Origin of the sequence: Streptomyces sp. NPDC127114 (assembly GCF_042677525.1) — a bacterium.
In the GTDB taxonomy this organism is placed as follows: domain Bacteria; phylum Actinomycetota; class Actinomycetes; order Streptomycetales; family Streptomycetaceae; genus Streptomyces.
This window is the reverse complement of sequence record NZ_JBHXTJ010000003.1, coordinates 177,582-196,093: the sequence shown is the minus strand read 5'-3', so window position 1 is coordinate 196,093 and position 18,512 is coordinate 177,582. Positions and strand designations below refer to the sequence as shown.

General features: G+C 73.5%; 16 protein-coding genes. 8 read left to right on the top strand and 8 right to left on the bottom strand.

Annotated elements, in window-relative coordinates:
* Positions 1–22 precede the first annotated feature (22 nt).
* Genes ACFVGS_RS04715 through ACFVGS_RS04705 form a run of 3 tightly spaced genes read left to right on the top strand, consistent with a single transcriptional unit; the run spans position 23 to position 3,306 of the window.
* The gene (locus ACFVGS_RS04715) at positions 23–1,384 is read left to right on the top strand and encodes a sensor histidine kinase (protein ID WP_384422312.1); all 1,362 of its coding nucleotides are present in this window, start codon (positions 23–25) and stop codon (positions 1,382–1,384) included.
* Entirely contained in the window at positions 1,381–2,046 is a 666-nt protein-coding gene (locus ACFVGS_RS04710) for a response regulator (protein ID WP_384422310.1), read from the top strand. Before ACFVGS_RS04715 ends, ACFVGS_RS04710 begins: the two co-directional genes overlap by 4 nt.
* Positions 2,047–2,094: 48 nt before the next feature.
* Complete coding sequence (locus ACFVGS_RS04705; protein WP_385690351.1) at positions 2,095–3,306, top strand: cytochrome P450; 1,212 nt, start codon at positions 2,095–2,097, stop codon at positions 3,304–3,306.
* A gap of 90 nt (positions 3,307–3,396) precedes the next feature.
* Here ACFVGS_RS04705 and ACFVGS_RS04700 read toward each other — a convergent pair whose 3' ends face one another.
* Complete coding sequence (locus tag ACFVGS_RS04700) at positions 3,397–4,971, bottom strand: ABC transporter permease (protein WP_385690348.1); 1,575 nt, start codon at positions 4,969–4,971, stop codon at positions 3,397–3,399.
* On the bottom strand, positions 4,968–5,912 hold the full coding sequence (locus ACFVGS_RS04695; protein ID WP_384422305.1) for an ATP-binding cassette domain-containing protein: 945 nt from the start codon (positions 5,910–5,912) through the stop codon (positions 4,968–4,970). Before ACFVGS_RS04695 ends, ACFVGS_RS04700 begins: the two co-directional genes overlap by 4 nt.
* 72 nt (positions 5,913–5,984) lie before the next feature.
* Between ACFVGS_RS04695 and ACFVGS_RS04690 the strand changes: the two genes are divergently transcribed.
* Positions 5,985–6,575 (top strand): GbsR/MarR family transcriptional regulator, encoded by a 591-nt coding sequence (locus ACFVGS_RS04690; protein WP_384422328.1) that lies wholly within the window; start codon positions 5,985–5,987, stop codon positions 6,573–6,575.
* On the opposite strand, the gene ACFVGS_RS04685 is transcribed toward ACFVGS_RS04690, so the two are convergent.
* A complete protein-coding gene (locus ACFVGS_RS04685; protein ID WP_385690344.1) occupies positions 6,527–7,873 on the bottom strand; it encodes a hypothetical protein in 1,347 nt (448 codons plus the stop codon). The two genes, ACFVGS_RS04690 and ACFVGS_RS04685, sit on opposite strands and share 49 nt — an antisense overlap.
* Positions 7,874–8,032: 159 nt before the next feature.
* Positions 8,033–8,842, bottom strand: a complete 810-nt coding sequence (locus ACFVGS_RS04680; protein ID WP_385690341.1) for a diacylglycerol kinase — start codon at positions 8,840–8,842, stop codon at positions 8,033–8,035.
* Between the two features lie 143 nt (positions 8,843–8,985).
* Between ACFVGS_RS04680 and ACFVGS_RS04675 the strand changes: the two genes are divergently transcribed.
* Positions 8,986–10,269, top strand: a complete 1,284-nt coding sequence (locus ACFVGS_RS04675; protein ID WP_384422299.1) for an adenylosuccinate synthase — start codon at positions 8,986–8,988, stop codon at positions 10,267–10,269.
* Between the two features lie 486 nt (positions 10,270–10,755).
* Here ACFVGS_RS04675 and ACFVGS_RS04670 read toward each other — a convergent pair whose 3' ends face one another.
* On the bottom strand, positions 10,756–11,586 hold the full coding sequence (locus ACFVGS_RS04670; RefSeq protein ID WP_384422297.1) for an oxidoreductase: 831 nt from the start codon (positions 11,584–11,586) through the stop codon (positions 10,756–10,758).
* 112 nt (positions 11,587–11,698) lie between these two features.
* Between ACFVGS_RS04670 and ACFVGS_RS04665 the strand changes: the two genes are divergently transcribed.
* The gene (locus ACFVGS_RS04665) at positions 11,699–12,619 is read left to right on the top strand and encodes a LysR substrate-binding domain-containing protein (protein ID WP_385690337.1); all 921 of its coding nucleotides are present in this window, start codon (positions 11,699–11,701) and stop codon (positions 12,617–12,619) included.
* 7 nt (positions 12,620–12,626) lie between these two features.
* On the opposite strand, the gene ACFVGS_RS04660 is transcribed toward ACFVGS_RS04665, so the two are convergent.
* Together ACFVGS_RS04660 and ACFVGS_RS04655 are read right to left on the bottom strand one after the other, a co-directional pair.
* Positions 12,627–14,495 carry a serine/threonine-protein kinase gene (locus tag ACFVGS_RS04660; RefSeq protein ID WP_385690334.1) on the bottom strand — a complete coding sequence of 623 codons (1,869 nt, stop codon included), beginning with the start codon at positions 14,493–14,495 and terminating at the stop codon, positions 12,627–12,629.
* 26 nt (positions 14,496–14,521) lie between these two features.
* Entirely contained in the window at positions 14,522–16,006 is a 1,485-nt protein-coding gene (locus ACFVGS_RS04655; protein WP_384422291.1) for a substrate-binding domain-containing protein, read from the bottom strand.
* A gap of 218 nt (positions 16,007–16,224) precedes the next feature.
* Here ACFVGS_RS04655 and ACFVGS_RS04650 point away from each other — a divergent pair, with 218 nt between their 5' ends.
* Positions 16,225–17,178: an NADP-dependent oxidoreductase gene (locus ACFVGS_RS04650; RefSeq protein ID WP_385690331.1), complete on the top strand. Its 954-nt coding sequence runs from the start codon at positions 16,225–16,227 to the stop codon at positions 17,176–17,178.
* Between the two features lie 164 nt (positions 17,179–17,342).
* Here the strand turns inward: ACFVGS_RS04650 and ACFVGS_RS04645 are convergent, their stop codons facing one another.
* A complete protein-coding gene (locus ACFVGS_RS04645; protein ID WP_385690328.1) occupies positions 17,343–17,822 on the bottom strand; it encodes a MarR family transcriptional regulator in 480 nt (159 codons plus the stop codon).
* Between the two features lie 159 nt (positions 17,823–17,981).
* On the opposite strand from ACFVGS_RS04645, the gene ACFVGS_RS04640 reads away from it, so the two are divergent.
* The gene (locus ACFVGS_RS04640) at positions 17,982–18,434 is read left to right on the top strand and encodes a MarR family winged helix-turn-helix transcriptional regulator (protein ID WP_385690626.1); all 453 of its coding nucleotides are present in this window, start codon (positions 17,982–17,984) and stop codon (positions 18,432–18,434) included.
* Positions 18,435–18,512: the final 78 nt, after the last annotated feature.

Below are 18,512 nucleotides of genomic sequence, written 5' to 3'. Positions count from 1 at the left end.
GGGGCGCCCGTACCGTGGACGCGTGACTTCGACCCGGACCACCGAAACGAGCCGCAGCCCCGAGCTCCGCCTGACGCTGAAGGCGCTCGGCGGTATGTGGGCCGACCTCTTCACCGACGCGTTCGCCTACCGCCCACTGCCCCGCCTGAACCTGACGCGTGGACCGCTCCGGCTCCTCCCGGAGCGGATACGCGACGAAGCCGGCGTGCTCCCGCACCTCGTCGTCGGCTTCCTCGCCCTCATCGTCTTCTTCATCGGGGCCGAACAGGTCCGTGATGCCTTCGGACCGTTCGTCCTCGTCTACGCCGCCGTGCCCGCCGCGATCGTGCTGCTCACCCTGATCCGCCCGGTGCTCGCCTTCTGGGCCTCGCTCGCCTCGACCCCGTTCATCGGCGTCCTGGGCGGCTTCGGCGAGGGCTGGCCGTGGCCGCCGAACTCCTTCGCCACGCACCTCTTCGTCATCGTGATCGTCGCGATGCGCACCCGGCCGCGTACCGCCGGCTGGATGTGGCTGATCACCGCCGGGTACGCGCTCTTCTTCACCTTCTTCGCCGGCTCCGGGTCCGGCACCGACGCGCTCCCGCTGCTCTTCACCGCCGGCATCGGGCTCCTGCTCGTCACGACCTTCCAGGTCCGCCGCGACGCCGCCCGCGAGGTCACCGCCCAGCAGACCGTGACCGCCGTCGAGCGCTCGAAGCGGACGCTCCTGGAGGAGCGCACCACCATCGCCCGTGAGCTGCACGACGTCGTCGCCCACCACATGTCGGTGGTCGCGATCCAGGCCGAGGCCGCGCCGTACCGGGTGGAGAACCCGCCGCCGGAGCTGGAGCAGGCCTTCGCCACCATCCGCGAGAACGCCGTCGCCGCGCTGACCGAGCTGCGCCGGGTCCTCGGGGTCGTACGGGCCGAGGACTACGAGGCGCCCGACGCGCCGCAGCCCACCCTCGCCGACCTGGACGGCCTGGTCGCCAACGTGCGCGACGCCGGCCTCGACGTGGAGAAGACGGTGACCGGCTCGGTGCGGGAGCTGCCGCAGGGCGTCGAGCTGTCCGCGTACCGCATCGTGCAGGAGGCCCTGTCGAACGTGCTGCGGCACGCACCCGGCGCCTCCGCGAAGGTCGAGGTGTCCTACGTCCTCGGCGGCCTCGGCATCCGCGTCGTCAACGGCCCGGCCCGCGGCCTGCTGAAGCCCGCCCGTCACCCGGCCACCACCCCTCAAGGGGGGCTTCGCCCGCGCGATTCGATGGGCGCCGGCCACGGCATCACCGGCATGCGGGAGCGTGTCACGATGCTGAACGGCGAGATGACCGCCGGGGCGGCCGGCGACGGCGGCTACGAGGTCGCGGTCTTCATCCCCGTGGCACGTGAGGAGGCCGCCGAATGACCATCCGGGTGCTGATCGTCGACGACCAGATGATGGTCCGCGAGGGCTTCTCGGTGCTGCTCGGCGCGATGCCGGACATCGAGGTCGTCGGCGAGGCCGTCAACGGCCGCGAGGCGGTCGCCCAGGTCGCGGCGCTCCGCCCCGACGTGGTCCTCATGGACATCCGCATGCCGGAGATGAACGGCATCGACGCGACCCGCGAGATCGTGGCCGCCGACGCCGAGGCGAAGGTGCTCGTGCTCACCACCTTCGACCTGGACGAGTACGTGTACCAGGCGCTGCGCGCCGGTGCCTCCGGCTTCCTCCTCAAGGACGCCTCGGCCCGGCAGCTCGCGGACGGCGTCCGGGTGGTCGCGGCCGGCGAGGCGCTGCTGGCGCCGACCGTGACCAAGCGGCTGATCACCGAGTTCGCCAGGTCGGCGGAGGTGTCGCCGCGCCAGCCGGCGGCGGCGCAGATCGGTGAGCTGACCGAGCGCGAGACGGAGGTCCTGGTGCTGATCGCGCAGGGCCTGTCGAACGCCGAGATCGCCGACCACCTCGTCGTCGCCGAGTCCACCATCAAGACCCATGTGAGCCGGATCCTGGTGAAGCTGGGCCTGCGCGACCGGACGCAGGCGGCGGTCTTCGCGTACGAGGCGAGGCTGGTGCAGGTCGGCGGTTGACGGCGGCCCCGGAGGTCCACGGGGGGCTGCCGGGGGTAGCGTCCGGTCATGGACGCTGCTGACGCGGCCGATGCCGCTTTCGACCCCTGGTCCCCGGATTTCGTCGCCGACCCGTATCCCGCGTACGCGCGGCTGCGCGCCACCGGCCGCGCCCACTGGTACGGGCCGACCCGCCAGTGGCTGGTCCCGCACTACGACGACGTGTCGGCGCTCCTCAGGGACCGCCGCCTGGGCCGTACCTACACGCACCGCTTCAGCCACGAGGAGTTCGGGCGGGAGGCGCCGGACGCCGCCCACGAGCCGTTCCACACGCTGAACGACCACGGGCTGCTCGACCTGGAGGGCGCCGACCACAGCCGGATCCGGCGCCTGGTGTCGAAGGCGTTCACGCCGCGGACGGTGGAGCTGCTGACGCCGACGGTACGGGAGCTGGCGGCCGGCCTGGTCGGGGACCTGGTCGCGGCGGGCGGCGGCGACCTCCAGGCGATGGTGGCCGAACCGCTGCCGGTGGCGGTCATCGCGGAGATGCTGGATATCCCACGGGAGGACGAGGAACGGGCGATGCTGCGCCCGTGGTCGGCGGCGATCTGCGGGATGTTCGAGCTGAACCCGTCCGAGGACACGGCGCGGCGGGCGGTCGCCGCCTCGATCGAATTCTCCTCCTACCTGCGGCAGTTGATCGCCCGGAGGCGCTCCGAGCCCGGCGACGACCTGATCTCGGCGCTGATCGGCGTGGCGGAGCTGACGGAGCAGGAGATGATCTCCACCTGTGTGCTGCTGCTCAACGCGGGCCACGAGGCGACCGTGAACACCACGGTCAGCGGTTGGTGGACACTGCTCCGGCACGGGGTGCGGCCGGATCCCGACCCGGAGAAGTTGTCCACAGCTGTGGAAGAACTTCTGCGCTACGACACCCCGCTGCAGATGTTCGAGCGCTGGGTCCTCGACGACATCGAGCTCGGCGGGGTCGTCATCCCGCGCGGCGCCGAGGTCGCCCTGCTCTTCGGCTCCGCCAACCGCGACCCCGCCCGCTTCGGCCCGACCGCCGGCGAGCTCGACCTCGGGCGCGCCGACAACCCGCACATCACCTTCGGAGCCGGCATCCACTACTGCCTCGGCGCTCCGCTCGCGCGCCTCGAACTCACCACGGTCTTCGCCGAGTTGCTGCGCCAGGCCCCGGGTATCCGGCTCGCGGCCGAGCCGGAGCGGAAGCCGGGCTACGTGATCCGTGGTTTCGAGGAACTGCTCGTGGAGGTGTGAGGCGCGTCGGACGCCGCCGGCGCGGACGGCCCCCCGACACCAAGTCGAGGGGCCGTTCCGTGCGGTGGCGGCAGCGGCGGCGGTGAGGGATCAGCTCACCATGTCCCGGCGACGCAGGCCCGCCAGGCCGGCCGTCGTCAGCGCCGCCGCCAGGGCGGTGAGGGCGAGGACCGGGGCCCAGGCCATCTCCTGCCCGGGCAGCTTGGGCAGGTGGCCGAAGGGCGAGAGGTCGAGGACCGCCTGCGGCAGGTCGAGCGCCGGGCCGATCCAGCCGAGGGCCAGGCACACGCCCGCCACGCCCCAGGCGGCCGGCGCGATCTTCGGGAACGCGCCCCAGAGCAGCACCGCCAGGCCCGCGAGCGTCCAGACCGCCGGCAGCTGGGCGAGCGAGGCGCCCAGGACCGCGCCGGTCTCCCTGCCGTACGAGAGGGCGAGACCGGCCCCGCTGAGGAGCATGATCAGCGCCGATCCGGCGAACGCGACCGCCAGGTGCCCGGCCGCCCAGCGCAGCCGCCCGACGGGCGCGGCGAGCAGCGGCTCGGCGCGCTGCGAGGTCTCCTCGCCGTGCAGCCGGAGCACCGAGCCGACCGCGTACAGGGCCGCGACCATGCCGAACAGGCTCACCATGGTGGCGAGGAAGGCGTCGGTGAGGGCGCTCTGGCCGCCCATCCGCTGGAAGATCTGCCGGGCCTGCTCGTTGTCGCCGACGATGTCCGCCGCGCCCTCGACCATCCCGCCGAAGACCAGTCCGCCGAGCAGGAAGCCGAGCGACCAGCCGAGCAGGGTGCCGCGCTGGAGCCGCCAGGCGAGCGCGCCGACCGTCGCGAGACCGCCGGAGGCGGGCCCGGGCCGGGTGGGCAGGAAGCTCATGCCGACGTCACGGCGGGCGGTGAGGACGTACGCGACGGCCGTCTGGAGCCCGGTCGCGGCGGCGAGCAGGAGCAGCACCCACCAGCGTTCGCCGGCGAAGGCGTGGACGTTCTCGGCCCAGCCGACCGGCGAGAGCCAGGTGAGGATGCTGCTGCCGTCGGCGGTCCCGGCGTCGCCCGCGGCGCGGAGCACGAAGGCGAGGCCGAGCAGACCCGCCGTCAGTCCCTTGGCGAGCCGGGCGCTCTCGGTGAGCTGGGCGACGATCGCGGCCATGCTCGCGAAGACCATGCCGGTCCCGCCGATCGCGAGGCCGAGCGCGAGCGCCCCGGCCGCGTCCTGCCGGGCGAGCCCGGCGGTGACGACGAGGGCGACGGCGGTGTTGGCGGTCAGCGCGGCCAGCAGCGCCGCCGTCAGCGGTGCCCGGCGGCCCACCGCGGCGGCCGAGAGGATCTCCTGACGGCCCGTCTCCTCCTCCTCGCGGGTGTGCCGGACCACGACGAGCAGGCTCATCACGGCGGCGAGCACGGCGGCGAAGGTGCCGAACCGCCAGGCCACCAGGCCGCCGAGGGAGTCGTCGAAGACCGGCCCGTAGAGCGAGCGCATCGAGCTGTTGGCGTTCATGGAGGCGGCGAGTTCGGCGCGCTGCGCCGCCGTCCCGTACAGGCCCTCCAGGGAACCGGCGCCACTGGCGACCATGCCGCCGGTGACCAGCGCCCAGACCGGCAGCATCAGCCGGTCGCGGCGCAGGGCGAGCCGGGTGAGGGACCCGGTGCCGGTCAGACTGACGGTGCTCATCGGGCGTTCGCCTCTTCGTGTGCGTCTTCGTGTGCGTCTTCGGGGGTGTCGCCGCGCGTGTCGTCGGCGTAGTGGCGGAGGAACAGCTCCTCCAGGGTGGGCGGGGTGGAGGTGAGGCTCCGTACGCCGGACTGGGTGAGCGAGCGGAGCACGGCGTCGAGCTTGTCGGTGTCGACCTGGAGCCGGACCCGGCGGCCCTGGACGTTCAGGTCGTGGACGCCGGGCAGGTGGGCGAGTCCGTCGGGCGCGCCCGCGAGTTCGGCGGAGACGCTCGTACGGGTGAGGTGCCGCAGCTCGGCGAGCGAGCCGGACTCCACGGTCCGCCCCTTGCGGATGATGCTGACCCGGTCGCAGAGGGTCTCGACCTCGCTGAGGATGTGGCTGGAGAGCAGGACCGTACGGCCCCGGTCGCGGGCCTCGGCGACGCAGTCCTGGAAGACCTCCTCCATCAGCGGGTCGAGACCGCTGGTCGGCTCGTCGAGGACGAGCAGGTCGACGTCGGAGGCGAAGGCGGCGACAAGGGCCACCTTCTGCCGGTTGCCCTTGGAGTAGGTCCGGCCCTTCTTGGTCGGGTCGAGCTCGAAGCGCTCGATCAGCTCGGCCCGCCGGGCCTTGTCGAGCCCTCCGCGCAGGCGTCCGAACAGGTCGATGACCTCGCCGCCGGAGAGGTTGCGCCAGAGGGTGACGTCACCGGGGACGTAGGCGATCCGCCGGTGCAGCTCGACGGCGTCGGACCAGGGGTCCATGCCGAGCGCCTGGACGGCGCCGGAGTCGGCGCGGAGGAGTCCGAGGAGGACCCGGATGGTGGTGGACTTCCCGGCCCCGTTGGGCCCGAGGAAGCCGTGGACCTCGCCGGCCTCGACGGCGAGGTCGAGTCCGTCCAGTGCATGCGTGCGCCCGAACGCCTTGTGGAGCCCGGCGACCGTGATTGCCTTCGTCATGCTTCAGAACGTACGCTACTTTCACAAACTTGTGAAGTTAAGGAAGCGTATAAAGTCGGAGGGGTGAGTGAGATGACGAGGAACGACGAGGTCGGCAGCGGCAACGACGGCGGCAGGAGCGAAGGCGCCGGTGCTGGTGGCGGTACCGGTGGCGGTGCCGGAAACGACGAGGCCGTCGCCCGTTTCGTGGAACGCTTCGCCGGCGAGCTGACCTCCGCCGGCATGCAGCGCATGGCCAGCCGGGTCTTCGCGGCCCTGCTGTCCTCCGAGACCGCCTCCATGACCTCGGCCGAGCTGGCCGAGCAGCTGCAGATCAGCCCGGCCGCCGTCTCCGGTGCCATCCGCTACCTCAGCCAGGTCGACATGGTCAGCCGCGAGCGCGACCCCGGCACCCGCCGGGACCGCTACGTGCTCCACAACGAGCTCTGGTACGAGACCTTCACCCGCCGCGACCAGGTCCTCAGCCGCTGGGAGAAGATCCTCCGCGAGGGCACGGACACGCTCGGCCCGGACACCCCGGCGGGCCGCCGCACCGCCGAGACGGCCGAGTTCTTCGCCTTCCTGCACGGCGAGATGGCCGGGATCATGGACCGCTGGCGCGCCCACAAATCAGCTCAGGGAGCGGAAACCCCCGGGGCCTCCGGCACCTCCGGCACCGCCTGAGGCGGCGCGAGCCGCTCCAGGTACTCGCGTGCGGCCGGATCGCCCGGCCGCAGCTCCTCGTACGGCCCGGCGGGCCACACCGGACGTCCCTCGATCCAGGGCACGACGACCGGGTCGCCCTCGGCCGTGCCCTCCCGTCGGCCGCGCAGCTCCACGGGGCCGCTCGGGGCCGACGGAAGCCCCCGCCCGGGCCGCGTCCGGGTGCCCTGCGGGAGGAGCCGGATCACACCCTCCGGCAGGTCGTCCGTCCCGTCCCCGGCCGGGAAGACCAGCAGGACGGGCCCGCCGCCGTACGGGTCGTACAGCAGCGCGTACCGCCGGGGTACGGCCTCGGCGGCCCGCGCGGCCTCGGCGAGACGCCGGGCGGCGGTGCGGCCGGAGGTGAGGAAGCGGTAGCCGGCGTAAGGGAAGAGGCCGGCGCCGAGCGCGAGGACCGCGTACGCCTGGACGTCCGAGCCCTCCGGCCGGAGCAGCGCCGCACTGCCGGTCGCGAGGGCGATCAGGCCGCCGGCCGCCATCGGCAGGCCCGCCACCCGGCGCAGCGAGCGCACCCGCCACCACGGCACGGCACGCACGTCGGCCTCGGGGCGACGGCGCCCGGAGCGCGGCACGGCCTGGCGCGCGGCGGCGGCGGTGAGCGTCGCGTACGTCAGCGGGGGACGGGCCGCGCCGTCGACGGGGCCGACCCGGGGAGCGGGCGCGCCCGTCACCACGGGAGCCTCCGGGCCGCGCCGCAGGCCCACCCGCCGACGCGAGGCCGGCGGGGCCTCCGGCCGGGCGGCGGGGCCCTGCGGCTGTACCGGCGCCGGCCGGTCGAGCAGCCCCGCGGCCGCCGCGAGACCGACGGTCCGGTGCCGGGTGTGGTGGCCCCGTACCGCCTTCGCCCAGACCAGCTCCGCACCGCCGGGCGGAGCGATCACGCCGCCGCTGCCCGGGTCGCCGCACCACCACAGGACGGCGTCGGGGCCCGGTCGGACCTGCTCGAACCGCTGCTTCGTCGCCGCCACGACCAGCGGCCACGCCTGCCCGTCGTGCGGGGAGCTCAGGACGACCGACGCGGGAGTCATGCCGCCGCGGACGACCGCCACGGCGGGGTGCGCCGACCACCGGCCCGCCGCCAGCGTCCGCCGCATCAGCCCCGCGGTGCGCAGGGCACTGAGGCCGACGAGCAGCACGATCAGACCGCTGGTACCCAGGCCGGCGGCCACGTTCGCCGCCCAGGTGCCGCCGACGGGCAGGAAGCCGAAGACGAGGGCGAGCCCCACCAGGGCCGCGCCGGCCGCCGTTCCCTGCGTCACCCGCCGCCGGTACCGCCCGAGCGCCCGCGCGGTCGCCTCCCGGTCCAAAGCGCACTCCACCACAGGACCCCCCGTCCCTCTGTCCTCCTGTGCCACCGCGAGGCTAGGGCATGAACGGCGGATCCGGGCGGGGTGGCGGGACAGCCCGAGGCGCCGGCGTCAGACCCGGCTGCCGTCCCGGGGGACCGTCAGCCCCCACGCCCCCGCCCGTACCGTCCAGGTCCGCCGCCGGACCGGGCCCGAGACCGTCGTGTCGGCTCGGTAGCGGAAGTCGGGGCCGGCCACCGTCAGGGTGCGGGCCGTGGTGTGGACGGGCGCGGCGCCGGCGGGCACCAGGGTCAGGGACAGCGTGCCCGCGAGGGCGCGGGCGGTGAGGCCCTCGACCGGGGTGTCGAGGTCGGTGAGCAGCACGCCGTCCGCCTCCACCCGCAGCCGGTGCGCGCGGTCCGCCAGGGCCGTGGGGGCGGGCCTGACCAGGGTGCGGACCAGGGAGCGGCAGGTGTCCCAGACGGTGGCGGGCGCGGCGGCGAGGGCGCGCGCCGCGGGCACGTCGAGGTGGTCGAGGACGACGCCGTCGCTGTCGTCCACGAGCAGGTCGAGCCGGCGCACCGCCCCGTCGAGGACCGCCCGGGACGCGGCGACCGTGCCGGGCGGCACGCCGAGCGCGTGGGCCGTCGCCACCCGGTCGGGCGCGCCGATCGGGACGAGCGAGAGCGTCCCGCCGCCCGCCTCCCGCTCGCGGTGCAGCAGGGTCACGGTGCGGAGCAGCGCGCGGTCGTCGCCGAGGACCACAGGGCGCCGGGAGCCGCGCCGGGCAAGGGCGCGGGCGAATTCCTCGGGATCGTCCGGCAGGCAGATCTTCGTTTCCGCGCCCGCCGACAACACATCTTTCGCGATCCGCACGGACTCGCCGTCACTTCGGCGGGCGACCGGGTCGATGATGACCAGCAGCTGGTCGTGAGCCGACACCTCGGTCCTTCCTCGGGTAGTCTCTTTGTGCAAGAGCCCCTTGCGCTATTGCGCCAGGGGCTTCGTCTATTCCGGGGCACACCGGTGAGGCGGCGTCGGCCCCCTGACCTTGGACATGCCCCGCCCGGAAGGGGTGTACGCCTGTGCCCGCACTTGTGCTGCTCGGTGCTCAGTGGGGTGACGAGGGCAAGGGAAAGGCCACCGACCTGCTCGGTGGGTCCGTTGACTACGTGGTGCGTTACCAGGGCGGCAACAACGCCGGCCACACGGTCGTCGTCGGCGACCAGAAGTACGCGCTGCACCTTCTCCCTTCCGGAATCCTCTCCCCGGGGTGCACCCCGGTCATCGGAAACGGCGTCGTCGTCGACCCGGCGGTCCTGCTCTCCGAGCTGAGCGGGCTGAACGAGCGCGGCGTCGACACCTCGAAGCTGCTGATCAGCGGCAACGCCCACCTGATCACGCCGTACAACGTCACCCTCGACAAGGTGACGGAACGGTTCCTCGGCAAGCGCAAGATCGGCACCACCGGCCGTGGCATCGGTCCGACCTACGCCGACAAGATCAACCGCGTCGGCATCCGGGTCCAGGACCTCTACGACGAGTCGATCCTCACCCAGAAGGTCGAAGCGGCGCTGGAAGGCAAGAACCAGCTGCTCGCCAAGCTCTACAACCGGCGCGCGATCGACGCCGCGCAGATCGTCGAGGAGATGCTCCAGTACGCGGAGCAGATCAAGCCGTTCGTCGCGGACACCACCCTGATCCTCAACCAGGCGCTCGACGACGACAAGGTCGTGCTCTTCGAGGGCGGCCAGGGCACCCTGCTCGACGTCGACCACGGCACGTACCCCTTCGTCACCTCCTCGAACCCGACCGCCGGCGGTGCCTGCACCGGCGCGGGCGTGGGCCCGACGAAGATCAGCCGGGTCATCGGCATCCTCAAGGCGTACACCACCCGCGTCGGCGCCGGCCCGTTCCCGACCGAGCTCTTCGACGAGGACGGCGAGGCGCTGCGCCGGATCGGCGGCGAGCGCGGTGTGACCACCGGCCGTGACCGCCGCTGCGGCTGGTTCGACGCGGTCATCGCCCGCTACGCGACCCGCGTCAACGGCCTCACCGACTTCTTCCTGACCAAGCTCGACGTGCTGACCGGCTGGGAGCAGATCCCGGTCTGCGTCGCGTACGAGATCGACGGAAAGCGCGTCGAGGAGCTGCCGTACTCGCAGACCGACTTCCACCACGCGAAGCCGGTCTACGAGATGCTGCCGGGCTGGTCCGAGGACATCACCAAGGCCAAGACCTTCGGCGACCTGCCGAAGAACGCCCAGGCGTACGTGAAGGCCCTGGAGGAGATGTCCGGCGCCCCGATCTCCGCGATCGGCGTGGGCCCGGGCCGCGACGAGACGATCGAGATCAACTCGTTCCTGTAGGCCTCGCGCGCGAGCGCCCGAAGGGCCCGCACCTCGGCCGACCGGCCTGGGGCGCGGGCCCTTCCGCTTCCGGCGGGGCTGCTTCGTACGGCTGTGTACGGCGGCCCGCCGCCGTTTCCCCGGCTGCGTACGGCCGAGCGGCGAGAACGGCTTGTTCGAGCCTTGTGGGCCCCGGAAGACCTCCGCTTGTCTCGTCGTCTCCGTCACCGAGGCCTCAGGGGGAAGCATGACCACACCCGACAAGCCGTCCGCGCCGCCACCGGAGCCGGCGTCCGTCCCGTCACCGGCGCGGCCGTCCGTGCCGCCGCGGTCCGCGCCGTCCTGGGCCTGCTGGGCGCCTGAGGCGCCCCGGCACCGGACCAGGGCCTGTCCGGCGGATCTTGGCCGGGTCCGCGGCCTGCCCGGCCATCCGCCGGACAGGCCCGAGGTGCCGGGGGCGTCGAGACCCGGCCCCGCGGGCGGGCTTCGACGCTTCCGCCGTTCCGGCTACTGCTCCAGCCGGGTGTCGCGGCCGACCTTCTCCCAGGCGGCGAGGTCGCCCCGTACCTGCTCCAGGTGCTGGTAGATCGTGTCGATGGAGTCGTCGCCGAGCGCCAGCCGCAGCGGCGGCTCCTCGGCGTTCAGGGCGGCCAGGACGGCCGCCGCGGCCTTCGCCGGGTCGCCGGCCTGGCCGCCGTCGCCGCCTTCCACGTAGGCGCGGGTGGCCCCGACCGTGTCCGCGTAGTCGGCGATCGTGTCCACGCTGAGGCTGCCGTTGCCGAACAGGCTGGTGCGGAAGGCGCCGGGTTCGACGATCAGGACGTGGATGCCGAGCGGGTTCACCTCGGCGGCCAGCGCCTCCGACATGCCCTCCAGGGCGAACTTCGTCGCGCTGTACGCGCCGAAGCCGGCCATCGACATCTGCCCGCCGACGCTGCTGAGCTGCACGATCGCTCCGGAGCGGCGCTCCCGCATGTACGGCAGGACGGCGCGGGTCAGCGCGGCCGGACCGAAGACGTGCACGTCGAACAGCGAGCGCAGCTCGGCGTCGTCGGTCTCCTCGACCGAGCCGACGTGGGTGCGGCCCGCGTTGTTGACCAGGACGTCGATGCGTCCGTGGCGTTCGGCGACCTCGCGCACGACCCGGTCGACCGCGGCGTGGTCGGTGACGTCCAGGGTGACGGCCTCGACCTGGTCGGGGTGGGCGGCGACCAGCTCGTCCAGGCTGCCCGCGCGGCGGGCAGCGGCGACCACGACGTCCCCGGCCGCGACCGCTGCCTCGGTGAAGGCGCGTCCGAAGCCGCTGTTGGCACCGGTGATCAGCCAGACCTTGCTCATGACGGTGTTCCCCCTCGTGGGCTGCCCGCCGATCGGCTCGGCGGTGGCGACACAACGAGCATGCGGGCCAAGGGCGTTGCCCGTCCAAGATCCGTCGTGATAGCCCATGGTTATGACCACGGACGTGCACGGGCGGGATCTGCGGTACTTCCTCGCGGTCGCGGAGGAACTCCACTTCACCCGGGCCGCGGAACGGCTCTACGTCTCCCAGCCCGCGCTCAGCAAGCAGATCCGGGCCCTGGAACGGCAGCTCGGCGCACCGCTCTTCGACCGTGACCGGCACGGCGTCCGCCTCACCGACGTCGGTACGGCCCTGCTGCCGCACGCCCGCGCGGTGCTCGCCGCGTGGGACGAGGCGGAGGGCGCGGTGCGCGCGGCCCGGGAGGAGGCGCGCGGCACCCTGGTCGTCGGGATGAGCACCAGCCCCGGCCGCGGCGGGCTGCTGCCCGCGATCCGCTCCCGCTTCACCGAGGCCCACCCACGGGCCCGGACCCGGCTGCGGCAGATCGGCTGGGAGGACCCGACGGCGGGGCTCGCGGACGGCAGCAGCGACGTGGCCTTCGTCTGGCTGCCGCTGGCCGGCGCGGAACGCTTCCGCTGGGTCGTCGTGGCCACCGAGCCGCGCCTCGTCGCCCTGCCGGAGGACCATCCGCTGGCCGCCCGCGAACGGATCGCCTTCGCCGAACTCCTCGACGAACCCTTCCTCGCCCTGCCGGACACCGGCCCCGAACTCCGCGACTACTGGCTGGCCCTGGACGCCCGGGACGGCCGCCCGCCGGTCGTCGGCGCCGAGATCGCCAGCGCCGACGAGACGTACGAGGCCCTGGTCGGCGGCCTCGGGATCTGCCTGGTCGCCACCGGCAACGCCCCGCTGCTCACCCGCGGCGGCGTCGTCACCCGCCCCGTCGAGGGCGTCTCGGAGTCCCGCCTCGCCCTCGCCTGGCGCGCCGACGACACCCGCCTCCTGGTCCGCGACTACGCACGAGCGGCGGCCGCCGTCGCCCCGTCCGCGTCGTCCCGGGCCGCTCCCTAGGACATGTCTAGCTGCGGACGAACTCGCCCGGCTCGCCGTCCGAGGCCATGGAGTAGAGGTGCAGCAGCTCCTTGCCCTGGTAGCGGATGATCCGCAGGGTGCTGGAGCCGTTCTCGGCGCACTCGGGGTCCCAGGTCTCCAGGTCGCGGGTCTCGGGTCCGATGACGAGGAGGTTGCCCGCGCCGCCGACGACGGCGGTGGCGACGCAGCGGACGTCCTCGGAGGTGGGGTTGCCCTCCTTGTCGGTGCGTGGGAAGGACTGGTCGAAGCGGACCAGGGGCGCGCCGACCGGGCCCTGGGTGACGGTGAGCTCGTACGTGTAGCGGTCGGCGTCGGGCTGGGTCACCTGGTCCGGGTTCTGCAGCCAGGTGCCGACGAGCGCGGCGGGCACCACGGCCGCGCCGGACGGCACCCGCTGGAAGGTGGTCTTCGCGACGCCGGAGCTCCACTCGACGACGTCGGTGGAGCGCAGCCGCAGGGTCTGGCGGGCGACCGGGGTGCAGCGCTGGGCGGGGACGCTCGCGGTGATCTCTGAGTCGCCGAGGACGAGTTCGTTCTCGGTGGCGGACAGCAGCACCGCCCGGCCGATGCACAGCCGCTCGCCGGTGACATGGGTGTAGACGACGCTCCGGGAGCCCGCCGCGCCCTGCGTCACCTCGATCCGGCTGGTCTCGTACGGGGCGTTCGCCGTGCCCTTGAGGACGCCCTCCCAGGCGCCGAGGAACGCGGCCGGGACGATCCCGGAGGGCCGGGCGGGGGCCGACGCCGTACCGGTGCCGCCGCGCGCCTTGCCGTTCTGACCGCCACCGCCCGAACCGAGGCCGGCCAGCGGCCCGTAGACGTACGCGAGGCCGGCGGCGGCCGCCACGACGAGGGCGGTGGCGGCGGCGAACAGGCCCTTGCGGCGGCGCCGGGGGCCGGGCCCGGGACCGCCGGTCGGCGGCAGCGGGGTGGCGGGCGTGGGATCGCCGGCCTCGGCGCCGCCCGCGCTCTCGGCCTCCAGGAGCCGGGCGGCGTGCCGGCCGAGCCGGGCGAGGACGTCGGCGGGCAGCCAGGGGTCGGTGACCTGGAGGGTGTCGACGAGCTCGGTGGCCGAGGGCCGGGCCTCCGGGTCCTTCGCGAGACAGGCCCGGATCAGCCCGGTGAGCTCGGGCGCGAGCCCGGTCAGCTCCGGCTCGTCGTGGGCGATCCGGAACATGGTGGCGTGCACGCCGCTGTCGGACCCGCCGAAGGGCGAATGGCCGGTCGCCGCGTACACGAGGACCGAACCCAGGCAGAAGATGTCCGACGCCGGGGTGAGCTTCTCGCCGCGCACCTGCTCGGGCGACATGAAGCCGGGCGAGCCGACGACGGCGCCGGTGCTGGTCAGCCCGCCGTCGGTGACGGTGTCGAGGGCGCGGGCGATGCCGAAGTCGATGATCTGCGGGCCGTCGACGGTCAGCAGCACGTTGGACGGCTTCAGGTCCCGGTGGACCAGGCCGGCGGCGTGGATGTGGGTGAGGGCGCGGGCGAGCCCGGCGGCGAGGGTGCGCACGCTCTCGGGCGGCAGCGGCCCGTGCTCGTCGCCGACGACGGTGCGCAGCGAAGGCCCGGGAACGTATCCGACGGCCACCCAGGGGAGCTCGGCCCCCGTGTCGGCGCCGAGCACGGGCGCGGTTCCGGTGCCGCCGACCCGTTCCAGGGCGGAGACCTCCCGGGCGAAGCGGCGCCGGAACTCGTCCTGGGCCGCCAGCTCGGGGTGCACGACCTTCACCGCGACGGCGCGTCCGCCCGCCGAACGGGCCAGGTACACCCGGCCCATGCCGCCCACGCCGAGCCGGCCGAGCAGCCGGAACGGCCCTATGGTGACCGGGTCTTCCGCGTTCAAGGGATCCACGTCGAAAGAGGATGCCAGACCCGCCGTCATCCCTCTCCGCAGATCCGCAGGCCCTTGGGCGTGGCGCAGGGCAGATGACCGTGTCCGCTGACCACCTCCTGACCGCCGCCGCGCCCCAGGTAGACGAGGAAACTGGAGGTCAGCGAGCCGGGCGCGGGCTGTCCCCACGTATACGCGTACTCGATCTCCCGGTACGGGTAGGGCGAGCTGCCCAGCTCGTCGACCTGCGGTCTTCGGCCGTCGACGGCTATCCGGTGCAGGCCCTTCAGGCCGGTGCCGGAGCGCAGTTCGCTGTAGCCGAGCGCACCGGGCAGGCTCGCGACGGTGGACAGGACCTGTGCGGTGCTGTCGAGTTCGCAGCGGATGACCGCGGCCTCGGGATCGTCCTTGGCGGCGCAGTTACGTGACGAGTTGGCGGGCTCGTTTCGCCCGAGGACCCGGCGCTGGAACACCTCGCGCGTACCGGAGTCGGCGTCCCGGCTGACCAGCCGGACAGGCAGGTCGGGGCCGCCGAGGCTGCGCCAGTTGGTGATGTCGCCGCGGTAGAGGGCGCGCACGTTCTCCAGGGTGAGGTTGTCGAGGGGTATCCCGTCGTTGACCACGAGGGTGAAGAGGGAGACGGCGATCCTGGTGTCGCGCAGCTGCGGGTAGCCGTCGGGCTTGGGGCCGTCGGAGAGGGCGACGAGGGCGGGGGAGCCCTTGCCGTGCTTGGCGCCCGCGTCGGCGAGCGCCCGTATGCCGGCGGTGGAGCCGCGCGCGTCGACGACCACCGTGGCGCCCTCGCAGTCCCGCTCGTACTGCCGGGCGACGTCGCTGAGGACGGGCTCGAAGGCGGTGGAGCCGGTGACGGTGAGCGTGCCGCGGGCGCAGCCGATGGGCGGCGGGACCTCGCCGCGCAACACGATGATCGAGGCGAGCGCGACGACACAGACGGTGAGGGCGATGGTGAGACGGCGGGCCACCGCGCTGAACCGGGGCGGCTTGTCGTCGAAGGTGGCGCTGTGGTTGACGTGGACGCCGCCGTCGCCGCCGCCGTCCCGGATCGGGCCGGTCACCGTGATCTCGTCCTTGGCCGCGCCGCCGGTGAGCAGGACGAGCACTTTGAAGAAGTCGCCCGGGTTGAGCGGCACCTTGGGCAGCTTGATCTCGCTGTCCGTGGTCACCAGGGCGTCGCTGTCGAAGGGCGCCTGGGAGGCGGCGGCGACCTCCACCTTCCGTCGGGCGAACCGGACCGTCAGGCCGTGGTTCTCCTGGTGGTAGTCCTCACGGCCGATCGAGACACCGCCGTCGTTCTCGATCCGCAGGAGGACGAGCGTCGCGTCGGCCATGTCGGCCCGGCCGTTGAACAGCCGCGTCACCCGGTCACCCACCGGCGTGTCCAGCTGCACGCGGTAGCCGACGCGCTTGCGGCGCGGCACCCGGCGCTCGATGGCGAGCACGGCGAAGGTGACGACCACACCGAGCAGCGCGGTGAGGACGGCGATGACGTTCTCGGGGCTGACCCAGTCCACGCGCGCCACCGTACGGACATGTGTGCGGTCCGCGGCCGGACCCACCACACCGCCATCTGAAGTTCCTCCTTCCGTCAGCTTCTCCTTACTGCTCCCGGCTTCGTGCCGGGCGTCACCCGGGTTCGTCCGGGCGTCACCCGGGCCTCCTTCAGCTGTTGCCGGGCATGGCGGGCGTGGGTCTAATGGCCACGAGGGGGCTTCCGCAGGAGGAGAACCCCATGCGTGTCGTCGAAGTGACCGCCTTTGGCGGACCCGAGGTGCTGAGCATGGCCCGCCGTCCCGAACCGGAGGCCGGCGAGGTGCCCGGCAAGGTGCGGGTGCGGCTGAAGGCCGCCGGTGTGACCGTGGCGGACCTCCGGATCCGTGCCGGCCTGTATGTCGCCCATATGGGGATGCTGCGGCCCCCGTTCGTCCTCGGCACCGACTTCGCGGGTCGCCTCCTCGACTCGGCTTCCGGCCCGCAGGGCACCCTGCCCGCCGGCACCCGCGTGGCGGGCTCGATTCCCTGGTCCGTCGAGCTGACCGGCCACGGCAGCTACGCGGAGGTCATCTGGGCCGACCCCGAGTGGCTGGCCCCCATTCCCGAGGACGTCGACTTCACCACGGCGGCCTCCGTCCCGCTCGGCGCCCTCACCGCTGCCCAGGGCCTCGACCAGCTGGGCCTCCCGCCGGGCTCGACACTGCTCGTCACGGGCGCCAGCGGTGTCGTGGGCCGCTTCGCGGTCCAGATCGCCGCGGCGGCCGGACTGGACGTGATCGCCGTCTCGTACGAGGGCGACGAGAGCGAACTGAAGCTCCTGGGCGCCAAGGAATGCGTCCCCCGCGGCGAACCGGTGAACGTGCTCCGCGCCGTGGGCGAGATCGCCCCGGGCGGCGTGGACGGCATCTTCGACGGAGCCCTGATCGGCACCCCGATGCTGGCCGCCCTCCAGAACGGCGGTGTCTTCGTCGCCATCGCCCCGGACCGCGTCCCGGTCACCGAGCGGGGCATCCGCGTCGAGTTCGACCGAGCCCGCCCGGACGCAGCCCGCCTGACGGAGATCCTGCAGAAGGTGGCCGACCGCGAGCTGGTCACCCGTGTGGCCGACGTCCTCCCCCTGGAAGAGGCCGCCGAGGCCCACCGCCGCGCCGAGGCCGGCCGCCGGCCCGGCCGGATCGTCCTGATGATCTGAGCCGCCGCCCCGGCCCGGAGCGGTGCACCGGCCTGGTGCGATGCGCCGGCCCGCTGCGGTGCGCCGGGTCACCCGCGCCATCGCCGTGGCGCGGCGGGTCCGTGCGCCACTTGCGCCACCGCGCCATCTGTGCCGCCGGCGTCGCCCCTCAGGCGGTCATGCGGTCATGCGGTCAGCGCCGCGAGCTCCGCGTTCGCACGGGCGGTCACCAGGGCGAGGACGCGCCCGGCTGCGGCCAGGTCCTCGGCGGGTATGCCGTCCCAGACACGGGCCGAGAGGGGAGCGGTCTCGGCCGCGACGGCGGCCAGCAGCTCGCGGCCCGCGTCCGTGGGGAGGAGATGAGGCCCGTCCGTGACGAGCAGTCCCCGGTGCAGCAGCTCGTCGAGCGTGGCGCGGACCTCTGCCGGATCGGCCTTGAGGGAGGACCGGATGCTTCCCACGAGCTGGTCGGGTGTCTGTGCCGTCCCGGCGGTGACGGCCGCGCGCAGAGCGATCTGCTGCTGGAAGGTGACGCCGTGCCGGGCCAGGACGTGCTCCAGAACGCCCCGGGCGGCGTAGTGGGCGAGGCCGAGGGCACGGGAGTCGGCGCCGGGGGCGGAGGCGGGAGTGCCGGCCGTGATGTGGGTGGTCTGGGTCTCGGACATGCTCGTTCACTCCTCTAACGTTCATTCGTCTAACGTTCGTGGCACTAACGACAGTAGATCGTTCGGGCCACTAACGCAAGGGGTAATCTGCACGGCATGAGTGAGCGCCGCGAAAGTGCCGAGAGTGTCGAGGGTGCCGAGAGTGCCGAAAGCGCCGCGATGGACGAGATGGACCATGCGGACGAGCGGCAGGCCCCCGACCGTCTTCGCGGGCTGCCCAGCCGTCTCCTCGCGATGACCTCCGCCCGGGCGGACCGCATGGTCAGCGAACGCCTGGCCGCCGAGGACGCCCGGAAGTGGCATTACGCGGTCCTCGTCTCCCTCGACGAGTTCGGCCCGACCAGCCAGGCCGGCCTCAGCCGCCGCACCGGCATCTACCGCAGCGATCTCGTCTCCGTCATCAACGAGTTGGAGGAGCGCGGGCATGTCGCCCGAACTCCCGACCCGGACGACCGCCGCCGCAACGTCGTCACCCTCACCGCGCAGGGCCGCAGGCAGCTCAAGCGCCTCGACAAGGTCCTGGCGGACGCGCAGGACGAGTTGATGGCGCCGCTGTCGGTCGCCGAACGCGCGCTGCTCGTCAGCTTGTTGGAGCGAGTTCTCTCTCGCTGAGGTCTGTCGGGCCGCCCTCGGAGGAAAGGACGGCTCCGGAAATCAGCCGCTCTGCTCGTCGCCGCTGTCCGGCGAGTC

Bases quoted from the DNA above. Each gene is read 5' to 3' on its own strand.
- ACFVGS_RS04710 (WP_384422310.1), top strand. From the start codon at position 1,381: ATGACCATCCGGGTGCTGATCGTCGACGACCAGATGATGGTCCGCGAG.
- ACFVGS_RS04705 (WP_385690351.1), top strand. From the start codon at position 2,095: ATGGACGCTGCTGACGCGGCCGATGCCGCTTTCGACCCCTGGTCCCCG.
- ACFVGS_RS04700 (WP_385690348.1), bottom strand. From the start codon at position 4,971: ATGAGCACCGTCAGTCTGACCGGCACCGGGTCCCTCACCCGGCTCGCC.
- ACFVGS_RS04695 (WP_384422305.1), bottom strand. From the start codon at position 5,912: ATGACGAAGGCAATCACGGTCGCCGGGCTCCACAAGGCGTTCGGGCGC.
- ACFVGS_RS04690 (WP_384422328.1), top strand. From the start codon at position 5,985: ATGACGAGGAACGACGAGGTCGGCAGCGGCAACGACGGCGGCAGGAGC.
- ACFVGS_RS04670 (WP_384422297.1), bottom strand. From the start codon at position 11,586: ATGAGCAAGGTCTGGCTGATCACCGGTGCCAACAGCGGCTTCGGACGC.
- ACFVGS_RS04665 (WP_385690337.1), top strand. From the start codon at position 11,699: ATGACCACGGACGTGCACGGGCGGGATCTGCGGTACTTCCTCGCGGTC.
- ACFVGS_RS04650 (WP_385690331.1), top strand. From the start codon at position 16,225: ATGCGTGTCGTCGAAGTGACCGCCTTTGGCGGACCCGAGGTGCTGAGC.
- ACFVGS_RS04645 (WP_385690328.1), bottom strand. From the start codon at position 17,822: ATGTCCGAGACCCAGACCACCCACATCACGGCCGGCACTCCCGCCTCC.
- ACFVGS_RS04640 (WP_385690626.1), top strand. From the start codon at position 17,982: ATGGACGAGATGGACCATGCGGACGAGCGGCAGGCCCCCGACCGTCTT.